At 38.8% G+C, this 12,439-nt stretch carries 13 protein-coding genes and 1 riboswitch; of the genes, 2 read left to right on the top strand and 11 right to left on the bottom strand.

All coding sequences use genetic code 11. The features are described 5' to 3' along the window. The first annotated feature begins 33 nt into the window (after positions 1–33). On the top strand, positions 34–228 hold the full coding sequence (locus JFU24_RS23805; RefSeq protein WP_201186089.1) for a hypothetical protein: 195 nt from the start codon (positions 34–36) through the stop codon (positions 226–228). Positions 229–280: 52 nt separating this feature from the next. Here the strand turns inward: JFU24_RS23805 and JFU24_RS23800 are convergent, their stop codons facing one another. From JFU24_RS23800 to JFU24_RS23780, 5 genes are all read right to left on the bottom strand, one after another. After that, positions 281–829, bottom strand: a complete 549-nt coding sequence (locus JFU24_RS23800; RefSeq protein WP_201186090.1) for an SMI1/KNR4 family protein — start codon at positions 827–829, stop codon at positions 281–283. A gap of 23 nt (positions 830–852) precedes the next feature. Next, the gene (locus JFU24_RS23795; RefSeq protein ID WP_201250592.1) at positions 853–1,377 is read right to left on the bottom strand and encodes an HNH endonuclease signature motif containing protein; all 525 of its coding nucleotides are present in this window, start codon (positions 1,375–1,377) and stop codon (positions 853–855) included. Between the two features lie 165 nt (positions 1,378–1,542). Then, on the bottom strand, positions 1,543–2,316 hold the full coding sequence (gene sdhB, locus JFU24_RS23790; RefSeq protein ID WP_053347215.1) for a succinate dehydrogenase iron-sulfur subunit: 774 nt from the start codon (positions 2,314–2,316) through the stop codon (positions 1,543–1,545). Between the two features lie 17 nt (positions 2,317–2,333). Beyond that, positions 2,334–4,085, bottom strand: a complete 1,752-nt coding sequence (gene sdhA, locus JFU24_RS23785; protein WP_201186093.1) for a succinate dehydrogenase flavoprotein subunit — start codon at positions 4,083–4,085, stop codon at positions 2,334–2,336. Positions 4,086–4,155: 70 nt separating this feature from the next. Then, positions 4,156–4,764: a succinate dehydrogenase cytochrome b558 subunit gene (locus tag JFU24_RS23780; protein ID WP_201186095.1), complete on the bottom strand. Its 609-nt coding sequence runs from the start codon at positions 4,762–4,764 to the stop codon at positions 4,156–4,158. A gap of 397 nt (positions 4,765–5,161) precedes the next feature. Between JFU24_RS23780 and JFU24_RS23775 the strand changes: the two genes are divergently transcribed. Next, a complete protein-coding gene (locus JFU24_RS23775) occupies positions 5,162–5,605 on the top strand; it encodes a YslB family protein (protein WP_342214755.1) in 444 nt (147 codons plus the stop codon). 62 nt (positions 5,606–5,667) lie between these two features. Here JFU24_RS23775 and JFU24_RS23770 read toward each other — a convergent pair whose 3' ends face one another. From JFU24_RS23770 to JFU24_RS23745, 6 genes are all read right to left on the bottom strand, one after another. Continuing rightward, positions 5,668–6,900, bottom strand: coding sequence for an aspartate kinase (locus JFU24_RS23770; RefSeq protein WP_201250591.1), 1,233 nt, complete (start codon positions 6,898–6,900; stop codon positions 5,668–5,670). A gap of 90 nt (positions 6,901–6,990) precedes the next feature. Further along, a riboswitch (Lysine riboswitch) is annotated at positions 6,991–7,167 on the bottom strand. Between the two features lie 61 nt (positions 7,168–7,228). Then, the gene (gene uvrC / locus JFU24_RS23765) at positions 7,229–9,001 is read right to left on the bottom strand and encodes an excinuclease ABC subunit UvrC (RefSeq protein WP_201250590.1); all 1,773 of its coding nucleotides are present in this window, start codon (positions 8,999–9,001) and stop codon (positions 7,229–7,231) included. A gap of 103 nt (positions 9,002–9,104) precedes the next feature. Further along, positions 9,105–9,425 (bottom strand): thioredoxin, encoded by a 321-nt coding sequence (trxA, locus tag JFU24_RS23760; RefSeq protein ID WP_328113193.1) that lies wholly within the window; start codon positions 9,423–9,425, stop codon positions 9,105–9,107. Positions 9,426–9,667: 242 nt separating this feature from the next. Then, entirely contained in the window at positions 9,668–10,645 is a 978-nt protein-coding gene (locus tag JFU24_RS23755) for an electron transfer flavoprotein subunit alpha/FixB family protein (protein ID WP_201186102.1), read from the bottom strand. Positions 10,646–10,716: 71 nt separating this feature from the next. Further along, positions 10,717–11,490, bottom strand: coding sequence for an electron transfer flavoprotein subunit beta/FixA family protein (locus tag JFU24_RS23750; protein WP_201250589.1), 774 nt, complete (start codon positions 11,488–11,490; stop codon positions 10,717–10,719). 140 nt (positions 11,491–11,630) lie between these two features. Further along, on the bottom strand, positions 11,631–12,404 hold the full coding sequence (locus tag JFU24_RS23745) for an enoyl-CoA hydratase (RefSeq protein ID WP_201223450.1): 774 nt from the start codon (positions 12,402–12,404) through the stop codon (positions 11,631–11,633). Between the last annotated feature and the right edge of the window lie 35 nt (positions 12,405–12,439).

Genomic DNA, 12,439 nt, shown 5'->3' with positions numbered 1-12,439 from the left:
ATGCTTTTAACAAACAAATAAGGAGCTGTAAACATGATTAGAATATTTGTTGTCATTTTACTTGCTAGCTTAATGCTAATTGGTTGTTCTTCTCAATCGAATGTAAAAACTTCGAATGTAAAGGCATCTAAAGAAGGGTCTGAATATAACGATATCGCAGAGGATATTTATCAAACAAACAAAAACGACAATAAACAAACAGTGATACTTGAAATCGATTCGAAATAATATTCGAAAAAAGAGCGACTGCATTCAATTAGCAATCGCTCTTTTATTTATTTTATCTAGTTCTATAGTAGTTTTCAGCTGTGTATATAGGCCAGCTCCAAAACGGTACACCTTGTGAAATAATGTAGCGGTCTAAGAAGATTTCAAAGTTAAGGTTTAGAGTTTTTATATCTGTAAATTCCAAAATGTTAAGGTAATTTGGATCCCCACCCTTTAGTTTTTCTATATCTAATATTAGATAACAGTCTTCCAATAGGTGTGCGATAGGAATCCCATGTTCACTTATATATTCAACTTCTTGAGTTTCTTTTATTTCATCTAAGTTAAAAAAATGAAGACCGCCCCCTATGTTAACACCGTCGTCATTGACTGATTCATATATTCTTGCCCCATTATGGAGTGTCAAGAACGCCTTGTAGTCTTCAGGAAGCTTGATACCTTGTTCACTTTCAAACTTTTCAACTTCAGTTGTCTTTATTGGAGCGTTAAAAGAACACGAAACGCTATAGACTTCCCCTTCCTCTGCTACTGACTTCATTTGGTCTTTGTTATCCAACAATTTCTTTAATCCGGACAATGTACTTTGTACAAAATGACTCACTTCACTAATCCCTCCAATATCAATTAATAGGAAGCCCACCAAGGATTAACTGTTTTTTGATGGAGATCTCTTGGCAACGGAAATAAATTAGACATCGCATTCGTTCCGCCATATTTTAATGGTAATTCATGATGTATATCAGCATTAGGCCATTTTGGTCCCCAATTTGGATCTCCATATGTTTTAATATACCATGGCATGAATTTATCCTTAAGTTTAGTATCTCTCTTAGTTCGTTTTTCTTCTGGTACTACCGCTATATTAGCTTTTGTCGGAGTCCACATAGTCGTTCTATTGTGTGAATTGTATATTTCAGGATAAGTAACTGTCTTTTTATTAACTAATACCTCTTCTGTTGCTCCATCACTAGTTTTTGTGCCACTACCTGTCCATCCCGCCGTAGTTCTTGAATAGGTTTGGTAAAAATGCGTAGTTTTATTATTGTAAGTCTTAGATGTTTTTTTACCTATTTTTATATCTGCACCTTGCCACTTCGTATCATATTTGGTTTGTTTTTCCGTATTTTTATAAACGAATAAATGACACAATTAATAAGTCTTTAATAAAAAGAACCCCAGATAAAACAATATAAAGATAATATCCCCACCATTAAAATCCGTTATTTCTCACCTTAATTTTAGATGTGAATCTGTTCACACTTTTTTAGACAAAAAAAGAACCTATATCCTAAGATACAGGTTCTTTTCTCATTATTAAACTTCGTCGCTTCCGAAGAAGTTACGGAATTGTTGAATAGTAGTATCACGGTTTAATGCTGCAATCGATGTAGTCAAAGGAATTCCTTTAGGGCAAGACTGCACACAGTTTTGTGAGTTACCGCAGTTTGCAAGGCCCCCATCAGACATAATTGTATTTAAACGTTCAGCTTTGTTCATTGCACCAGTTGGATGTGCATTGAATAAACGAACTTGTGATAATGGTTGTGGTCCCATGAAGTCTGAATTGCTGTTTACGTTCGGACAAGCTTCTAAACATACACCACAAGTCATACATTTAGATAATTCGTAAGCCCATTGACGTTTCTTTTCTGGCATACGTGGTCCTGGTCCAAGATTGTACGTACCATCGATTGGAATCCAAGCTTTTACCTTTTTCAATGAGTCGAACATACGGCTACGGTCGACTTGAAGGTCACGAACAACAGGGAAAGTACGCATTGGAGCAAGACGAACCGGCTGTTCTAATTGGTCAATAAGAGCTGTACAAGATTGTCTAGGTTTACCATTGATAACCATTGAACAAGCACCACATACTTCTTCAAGACAGTTCATGTCCCAAGCGATTGCTGTAGTGTGTTTGCCTTGTACTGTTACTGGATTACGACGAATTTCCATTAGAGCGGAAATTACATTCATATTCGGACGGTACGCTAATTCAAATTCCTCATCATAAGGAGCTGAATCCGGTGTATCTTGACGAGTGATTATAAAACGGACTGTTTTAGTCTCAGATTTAGTTTCAACCATTTTTTTGCTCCCCCTCTTTAATGTTTCGTAGTGTAATCACGTTTACGTGGTGCGATAAGTGATACATCAATATCTTCATAATGGAATTCAGGCGCTTGATCCAAGCCTTTGAATGTCGCCATTGTTGTTTTCATGAATTCCTCATCATTACGTTGTGGGAAATCAGGTTTGTAATGAGCTCCGCGGCTTTCGTCACGGTTTAAAGCACCAATTGTGATTACACGTGCTAATTGCATCATGTTTTGAAGCTGTCTAGTGAAGGCAGCTCCTTGGTTGCTCCATTTAGCAGTGTCATTGATGTTAATTTTCTTGTAACGTTCCATCAACTCAAGAATCTTGTTATCAGTTTCTTTCAACTTGTCATTGTAACGAACTACAGTAACATGCTGTGTCATCCACTCACCAAGTTCTTTGTGTAGAACATACGCGTTTTCATTACCATCAAGAGACATGACATCATTCCATTTTTCTTGTTGTTGTTTTTCGTAACCATCAAACAATGAAGAAGGAATAGACTCTGAAGTTTTATCAAGGCCTTCAATATATTTAACTGCATTCGGTCCAGCAACTGAACCACCATAGATTGCAGAAAGAAGTGAATTCGCACCTAAACGGTTACCGCCATGTTGAGAGTAATCACACTCACCTGCAGCAAATAAACCTTTAATGTTTGTCATTTGGTCATAATCTACCCAAAGTCCGCCCATAGAATAGTGAACTGCAGGGAAGATTTTCATTGGAACTTTACGAGGATCTTCACCCATGAATTTCTCGTAGATTTCAATGATTCCGCCAAGTTTGATATCAAGTTCTTTAGGGTCTTTATGAGAAAGATCCAGGTAAACCATGTTTTCTCCATTAATACCAAGCTTCATGTTCATACATACGTCGAAGATTTCACGAGTCGCGATATCACGAGGTACAAGGTTACCATAAGCAGGGTATTTTTCTTCTAGGAAATACCAAGGTTTTCCGTCTTTATATGTCCAGATACGTCCACCTTCACCACGAGCAGATTCACTCATTAGACGAAGCTTATCATCTCCAGGGATTGCAGTTGGATGAATTTGAATGAATTCACCATTTGCATAATTTACACCTTGTTGATAAACAATGGATGCTGCTGAACCTGTATTAATCATTGAGTTAGTTGATTTACCGAAAATGATTCCAGGACCACCGCTCGCCATGATGACAGCGTCGCCAGGGAATGATTTGATTTCCATTGAAGTCAAGTTCTGTGCTACGATACCGCGTGCTGTTTGGTCGTCATCGATAACAGCTCCAAGGAATTCCCAGCCTTCATATTTCGTTACAAGGCCTTCTACTTCATAACGACGAACCTGCTCGTCCAATGCGTAAAGTAATTGCTGACCAGTTGTTGCACCAGCAAATGCTGTACGGCTATGTTGAGTTCCACCGAAACGACGGAAATCAAGAAGACCTTCCGGAGTACGGTTAAACATTACGCCCATACGGTCAAACATATGGATAATCGATGGTGCTGCTTCGCACATCGCTTTAACCGGTGGTTGGTTAGCTAAGAAATCTCCGCCATAAACTGTATCATCAAAGTGGATATATGGAGAATCCCCTTCACCTTTTGTATTTACTGCCCCATTGATTCCGCCTTGGGCACAAACTGAGTGAGAGCGTTTAACAGGTACTAAAGAAAATAAATCTACCTGTTGTCCCAGCTCTGCTGCTTTGATCGTAGCCATTAAACCAGCTAGACCTCCACCAACGATAATAATTTTACCTTTACCCAATTCTGTCACTCCCTTATTTCCATTAGCAAAGCTATGTTTTTCCTAATACTTATAAATAAACTCTATCTTCTTATACGAAAGCGAAAATTGCGCTAACCCCTACATAAGAAAGAAGAACGAAAACGATCAAAGTAACGTAAGTCATGATTTTTTGCGATTTAGGTGAAACTGTTAGACCCCAGCTCACTGCAAATGACCATAATCCATTAGAGAAGTGGAAAATTGTCGAAATGACCCCAACTAAATAAAATGCAATCATAAATGGATTAGAGAAAATCTCTGCCATCATGTCAAAGTCAACCTCTGCACCTAATGCTGCTTGAATTCTAGTTGACCAAACATGCCAAACTAGGAAAATCAACGTAATGATTCCGCTTAGACGTTGTAAAAAGAACATCCAATTCCGGAAAAATCCAAATCTACCCAAATTATTTTTAGCAGTAAACGCGATATAAATCCCGTAAACTGCATGATAAATCAAAGGTAAGAAAATGATGAAGATTTCCAAGAAATAACGAAACGGTATGCTTTCTAAGAAATGTGCTGCTGAATTAAATGATTCCGGTCCCTTTGTTGCCATATAGTTGGTAACTAAATGCTCCAACAAAAACAGCCCGATCGGAATAACTCCAAGTAGTGAATGAAGTTTACGATTCCCAAACTCACGATTTTTTGCCACTAAGTGCCCCCCCTTAATTTGTGAAAAATCATGCAAAGATAAACTGGTGGCTACCTTTTATCTCCGCGTGAAAATAAAGTATAGAGTTTGAAACATCCCTATACTTTCTTACAATTATGTGACATGTCCATTTTACTCCTGACTTCTATGTGCGTCAAGAAAACGGATACAAGAATTCTCTTTTTCAGAATAGATTTTATTGGTTAAAATTGTATAATTTTTAATTGTCAAGATTATAACTTGGAGAAATTAGTAATTAATCTATTAATATCCCGGAATAATTTCTCATTTTTTCCCAATTACGATTGAAATAATAAAAAAACAGTATAATTTGCAAAAGAAAAACGTTTATAATAGATTTACAGAAAGAGGCGATAAACTATGAAAAAAATATTCTCTGCTGACGATAGAAGAAGAAGAAATTCAAACAGAAGAATCTCATGTTCCAGCTTTCGGCTACGAATTAATCCGAGAAGTTTTATTGAACGATATTCTCGGAAAAGATTCTAATCAAATTCTCTATTGGGCAGGTAAACAATTAGCGAGAAAATTCCCACTGAATGGCGAACAGGAAGTTGTTGCATTTTTCCAAAATGCAGGCTGGGGCCATCTTGAAATCATAAAGTTTTCGAAAACCGAGATGGAATTATCCTTAACAGGTGAAATAATCAGCCGTCGCTTAGATCTTCATCCTGACTGTCACTTCCAACTTGAAGCCGGTTTCCTTGCCGAGCAGTTTACACTGCAGAAAAAATTCTTAAGTGAATCGACAGAAGAAATCAAACGCCGCGCAAAAAAAGTGACATTTACCATTCAATGGGATCCTAGAGACCCAATCTAATGAGCCCAAAAACAGACTTACCTTTTTTGTCGGAAGTCTGTTTTTCATTAGACTCCAAGCAATCAAACAAGCACTTTTGCATGCTGCCCTAATTTAAACGCTTCATGAAGTGCTTCGACTGCCTTCACCATTTCCTTTTCATTGACGACAGTTGAGACTTTAATTTCAGATGTACTGACCATTTTCACTTGGATACCTGTGTTAGCCATCACTTCAAACATTTCGGCAGCCACTCCCGGATTAGATACCATTCCTGAACCGACGATAGACACTTTGGCCAATCCACCCTCTGTTTCTACTCTATCGAATGCCAATTGGTCTTTATTTTTTTCTAGCACGTTTAAAACAGCTTCCGTATCTTCACTTTTTATGGAGAAAGAAAGGTTTGTTGTATCCTCTGCTGTCATACTTTGGATAATAATGTCAACGTTTATCCGGTTTTTTGCAAGTGTCATGAAAATTGTGGATAATGATCCTAGTGATCGGGGCAAACCATTCACTGTGACCCTTGTAATACTGTCTTCAAAAGCAATACCGCGTACAATTAAATTTTCTTCCATAGTTGCTTCCTCCTCAATGGTAGTTCCTGCTTCTTTCTCCATACTCGAACGGACTTCAAGCGGAATCTGGTGGTTTTTCGCATACTCAACAGCTCTTGGATGAAGAACACCCGCCCCTAGATTGGCAAGTTCTAGCATTTCATCGTAAGAAATAGATTGCAGTTTTCGAGCGTCTTTTATGTAACGTGGGTCTGTTGTAAATACACCCGTTACATCGGTATAAATATCGCATCGGTCCGCATTTAATGCTGCAGCAATAGCCACTGCAGTCGTATCAGACCCGCCCCGCCCTAGTGTCGTGATTTCTCCATTTGCATCATTCCCTTGGAAACCTGCAACGACTACAATTTTCTTTGCCTGAAGCTGAGCTTGAATTCTCGAAGCATCAATGTTTAAAATCCGGGCATTCCCATGAACGGATTCTGTTTGCATGCCAGCCTGCCAGCCGGTGAAAGAAATAGCTTCACGCCCCGCTTCAATTAAAGCCATCGTTAACAGGGAAATCGTGACCTGCTCTCCAGTCGTCAATAACATATCCATTTCCCTCTTGCTTGGGGTTCTGGAAATATCTTGAGCCATGTAAACTAGTTCATCTGTTGTTTTCCCCATAGCTGAAACAACGACGACTACCTCATTCCCATTCTCTGCTTCCTCGATTACTCGATTGGCAACATTTTTGATTTTCTCGACACTACCGACGGATGTCCCGCCAAATTTTTGAACGATTAATGCCATCCTAATGCACCCTCTTTTTCTTTTTTAGGCAATAAAAAAAGCAATGAGAAATATCTCATTGCTGTGATCACGTATTTAATACAGTAAACACAGTGAGATAGCTCTCCAGGGTATACCCCCTGACAATCCGCCATTTATTAAATGTCAGACCAGAAAAACAAGGTATGAGTCTTGTCTTCCTTCGGCGTTATCCCCTTTCAAAACCTTTCATCGAAGCTCATACTTCTCCAGGTTTTTACTATTGAATTCCGCACCTCTATCAGCACTTTTAAGTTGTCTAGTTGAAAATTCCTTCTTATCATAGCATAGAGAAATGTAGGTAGCAAGATTATTCTTGCAATTTTCTAACGATTCCTTCAGCTACTCCTTTTGGCATGCCTGCCTCTTTAATTTGTTCTACCGATGCCTCTTTAATTTTTTTCAATGAACCAAAATGCCTTAACAATTGCTTTCTTCGTTTTTCTCCGACTCCAGGTATATCATCAAGCTGCGAGTGAACCGCATTTTTCCCGCGTAGCTGGCGATGAAACGTAATCGCAAACCGATGCACTTCGTCCTGAATTCTTTGCAACAGATAAAATTCCTGGCTACGCGAATCAAGCGGTACCATTTCCAGCGGATTGCCAATCATCAATTGCGATGTTCTGTGCTTTTCATCCTTAATGAGACCAGAAAGCGGAATATCAAGACCCAGTTCATTTTCTAAAATATCTCGAACAGCCTCCACATGTCCCTTTCCACCATCAATAATGATTAAATCCGGAAGTGGCAGCCCTTCTTTTAAAACTCGTGAATATCTTCTGCGTACAACTTCACGCATCGATTCATAGTCATCGGGTCCCTGGACAGTTTTGATTTTATATTTGCGATACTCTCTTTTTTCCGGCTTACCGTCAATAAACACAACTAAAGCGGAAACCGGATCACTGCCCTGAATGTTCGAGTTATCAAAAGCCTCGATCCGATGCGGGGTATAGATGCCTAATTGCACCCCAAGATTTTCCACCGCGTTGATTGTTCTTTCTTCATCCCGTTCAATCAAAGAAAACTTTTCCTGAAGGGCTATGGCGGCATTTTTATTCGCCAATTTAAGCATATCCTTTTTTGATCCCCGTTTTGGATGAATCGTCTTCACGCCAAGCAGCCCTTCAGCCATTTCCGCATCTACTGACTCTGGCAGCAAAATTTCCTTTGGTTTAAAGTGATTGGTAATCTCGTAAAACTGACCTAGGAATGTAAGAAGTTCCTGATCCGGTTCATCATACACTGGAAACAGGGAAACATCCCTTTCTATCAATTTCCCTTGTCGCACAAAAAATACCTGAACACACATCCAGCCTTTATCATAGGCATAGCCAAATACATCACGGTCGATAAAATCAGTCGTCATCATTTTTTGCTTTTCCATCGTGATATCGATGTGGGCAATTTTGTCACGGAACTCCTTTGCCCTTTCGAAATCAAGCTCTTCTGATGCCTCTAACATTTTTTCTGTCAGTTCTTTTTTTATCTCAGTATGGCCGCCGTTTAAAAATCGGTTGATATCATCCACCATTTTTTTATATTCCTGTTCCTCTACATCATACACACATGGAGCCAGGCACTGCCCGAGGTGGTAATAGAGACAAACGCGATCCGGTAGGGTATTGCATTTTCTAAGAGGATAGATGCGGTCGAGTAATTTTTTCGTTTCATTGGCCGCAAAGGCATTCGGATACGGACCGAAATATTTACCTTTATCTTTTTTGACTTTTCTCGTAATGATTAGACGCGGATGCCGTTCAGCAGTCAACTTGATGAATGGATACGTCTTGTCATCCTTCAGCATGATATTATATTTTGGATCATGTTTTTTGATTAAGTTTAACTCTAAAATGAGAGCCTCAATATTTGACGAGGTAACGATGTATTCAAAATCGTCTATCTCATTAACGAGTCGTAACGTTTTCCCATCATGGGAACCTGTGAAATAAGAGCGCACACGGTTTTTTAATACTTTCGCTTTTCCTACATAAATGATCGTTCCCTGACGATCCTTCATTAAATAACAACCTGGTTGATCGGGAAGAAGGGCAAGTTTATTCTTTATTTGTTGGTTCATACATTCAGCCTCCTGTTCTCCCTTTTTACAATTAATTATATATCAAGATAGCGAAAAAAGCTTCAAGTCCGCAGACTTGAAGCTTTTTTTAGCTAACTTAATATTAAGCGTGTTTTGCAATAAGTTCAGCAAGAGCTTCTTTAGGTTGGAAACCAACAACTTTGTCTACTACTTCACCGTCTTTTAGGACGATTAATGTCGGAATGCTCATTACGCCGAATTTTCCAGCTGTTTCTTGGTTTTCGTCTACATCCACTTTTACGATTTTAGCTGTGTCGCCAATTTCAGTATCAAGCTCTTGAAGAACAGGAGCAATCATTTTACAAGGTCCACACCATGGAGCCCAGAAGTCTACAAGAACGACACCTTCGCTAGTATCAGTTGTGAAAGTTTGGTCAGTTGCATTTACAATAGCCATATATATATCCTCCTCAAATTTACTCAAATAACTAAAGACAGTATACCATTGTTACTAGAATCGATGCTAATATTTTGCTTCAGTGGTAGGATGTCCAAAAACAGAGTAAATATACAGGTTTCTTACCTCTTCCTGATAGCTTAATTATTAATTAAAAATACAACACACAAAAAAAAAAAGGCATTTATCAGTTAACTGTCAAATGCCTTGTTCCTTACCTATATTGTTTATACTTTAAATGCTTTCTATTACGCGTTCACTTTTAACTTTTTGAACTCTTCTGTTAGTAATGGAATGACTTCAAAAAGATCACCGACAATTCCATAATCAGCTACGTTAAAAATGTTAGCTTCTGGATCTTTATTGATGGCAACGATAACTTTAGAGTTGGACATACCAGCTAAATGCTGAATAGCTCCAGAAATTCCGCAGGCAATATATAGGTCTGGAGTAACAACTTTACCCGTTTGGCCGATTTGCAAAGAGTAATCGCAATAGTCTGCATCACATGCACCACGAGAAGCACCGACTGCACCGCCAAGAACTTGAGCAAGTTCCTTTAATGGTTCAAAACCGTCTTCACTTTTTACGCCACGTCCGCCGGCAATGACTACTTTTGCTTCTGAAAGGTCGACCCCTTCACTTGCTTTTCTCACAACATCTTTAATAATCGTACGCAAGTCTTTAATATCTACACTTAATGTAGAAACATCACCAGAACGGGACTCATCTTTCGGCAATGGTTCAATATTGTTTGGACGAACAGTTGCAAACACAATTCCTGCTGTGACAATTTTCTTTTCAAATGCTTTACCAGAATAAATCGGGCGAGTGAAAACGATGTTTCCGCCTTCTTCTTCAATAGAAGTAACATCGGAGATTAAACCTGATTCAAGCTTGCCAGCTAGTTTTGGCGCTAGATCTTTTCCTAGTGCAGTATGACCGAAGAAAATGCCTTCTGGTTTTTCCTGCTCTATGACAGCAAGCAAGCTTTGCGCATAACCATCTGATGTATATTGTTTTAATTGATCATTTTCAACTGCTACAACTCGGTCTGCACCATACTGGATCAATTCATTCCCAAAATTTTGAACACTGTCACCAACTAAAACACCTACGATTTCTCCGCCATCTGCTGCAAGTTTAGCCGCACCGATTGCTTCAAATGATACATTTCTTAGTGAACCGTCGCGAACTTCGCCCAATACAAGAAACTTTCTAGCCATTTATAAAAACCTCCTGTGCTCTATTTTATCTTTTTGTTGTGTGTAGTATATTTTGAAAAGAACCTCTTCTATTAAATTACTTTTGCTTCACTGCGTAATAATTGAACAAGTTCGCTAACTTGTTCGCTAATCTCGCCGTTCAGCACTTTTCCAGCCTCTTTTTTAGCAGGAAGGTAGATTTCAATTGTTTTTGTTTTTGCTTCAACATCTTCTTCTTCCAAATCCAAGTCGTCCAATTCTAATTCTTCAAGTGGTTTTTTCTTCGCTTTCATAATTCCTGGCAAAGAAGGATAACGCGGTTCGTTTAATCCTTGTTGAGCTGTTACTAGCAATGGAAGAGAGGCTTCGATTGTTTCAGAATCTCCTTCAACGTCACGGATAACGCTTACATTTCCAGCAGCGATGTCCAATTTAGTGATTGTTGTAATATATGGAATTCCCAAAATCTCAGCAACGCGCGGACCTACTTGGCCGGAGCCTCCGTCGATTGCTACGTTTCCAGCAATGATTAAATCAGCATTTTTACCTTTTAAGTATTCACCAATAATTTTGGCAGTCGTGAATTGATCGCCATTTTCTATGTCGTCTTCAATATTTATTAATACGGCTTTGTCAGCACCCATAGCAAGCGCAGTGCGCAATTGCTTTTCAGCTTCTTCAGTTCCAACGGAAATAACCGTTACTTCTCCACCTTGTGCATCACGAACTTGGATTGCTTCTTCTACAGCATACTCATCGTATGGGTTAATGATGAATTCTGCTCCATCCTCATTAATTTTCCCGTTAGAAAGTGTAATTTTTTCTTCTGTATCAAATGTTCTTTTCAGCAGCACATAAATGTTCACGATAATACCTCCCGAATAATTTGAGTTTTGAAGATTATGAATTTTTTAAACATACTACTTGTATTCTTCAGATTTCATCAAAATCCTGCATAATGTATAAAAATAAGTTATTAATTCACTAGTTTTGACATGAAACACTACTATTTCCCTTTAAATATTGCTTCTCTTTTTTCGATAAAAGCACCAATTCCTTCTTTTGCATCAGCAGTATCGAAGGCTTGGCAGAATAGGACAGCTTCTCTTTCTACACCTTTATAGTAGGAATCATGCTTAGTATAATTTAATAGTTCAATAGTCGACTTTAATGCAAGAGGGCTTTTCTTTGCGATTTTAAAGGCTAATTCCTTCGCTTTCGGAATAAGTTCTTCATCTGTGAAGGCATGATTAGCTAATCCACATTGCACAGCTTGTAATCCTGTAATTGGCTCACTTGTAAATAGCATTTCAGCGGCCATTGCCGTACCGACATAACGAGGTAACCGTTGTGTGCCTGCAAATCCAGGAATTAATCCAAGCTGTAGCTCAGGCAAACCTAGTTTTGCTCTTTCTGTTACTAAACGGATGTGACAGGCCATAGCCAGTTCCAATCCCCCGCCAAGCGCTGCTCCATGAATAGCTGCAATAACCGGTTTTGGAAAAGATTCAATTTTTTCAAATACAGATTGACCATTTTTGGTCAGTTTCTCGAAAGCTTTACCGTTTTCTACTTCTGTAAACTCTTTAATGTCTGCTCCAGCAGAGAAAAACCTACCTTCTCCATGAAGAAGGACAACCCGTACGTTCTCGTTCTCCGCAATTTGATCGAAGGCTTGTGACAGCTCTCTAATGATTACCGAAGACAACGCGTTTGCAGGTGCATGATTAATCGTTATAAAAGCAACATGATTCTCGATTGAAAGCTTAAGGTATTCCATATCTATCCCTCCCGGCATGCTAGTCAAACTTTTTT

The organism is Peribacillus sp. TH27 (assembly GCF_016650915.1).
Lineage (GTDB): Bacteria > Bacillota > Bacilli > Bacillales > DSM-1321 > Peribacillus > Peribacillus butanolivorans.
The sequence above is the reverse complement of the archived record's forward strand: the minus strand, read 5'-3'. Positions and strand labels throughout refer to the sequence as shown.

Bases quoted from the DNA above. Each gene is read 5' to 3' on its own strand.
- JFU24_RS23805 (WP_201186089.1), top strand. From the start codon at position 34: ATGATTAGAATATTTGTTGTCATTTTACTTGCTAGCTTAATGCTAATT.
- sdhB (WP_053347215.1), bottom strand. From the start codon at position 2,316: ATGGTTGAAACTAAATCTGAGACTAAAACAGTCCGTTTTATAATCACT.
- JFU24_RS23770 (WP_201250591.1), bottom strand. From the start codon at position 6,900: ATGGCATTAATCGTTCAAAAATTTGGCGGGACATCCGTCGGTAGTGTC.
- uvrC (WP_201250590.1), bottom strand. From the start codon at position 9,001: ATGAACCAACAAATAAAGAATAAACTTGCCCTTCTTCCCGATCAACCA.
- JFU24_RS23755 (WP_201186102.1), bottom strand. From the start codon at position 10,645: ATGGCTAGAAAGTTTCTTGTATTGGGCGAAGTTCGCGACGGTTCACTA.
- JFU24_RS23745 (WP_201223450.1), bottom strand. From the start codon at position 12,404: ATGGAATACCTTAAGCTTTCAATCGAGAATCATGTTGCTTTTATAACG.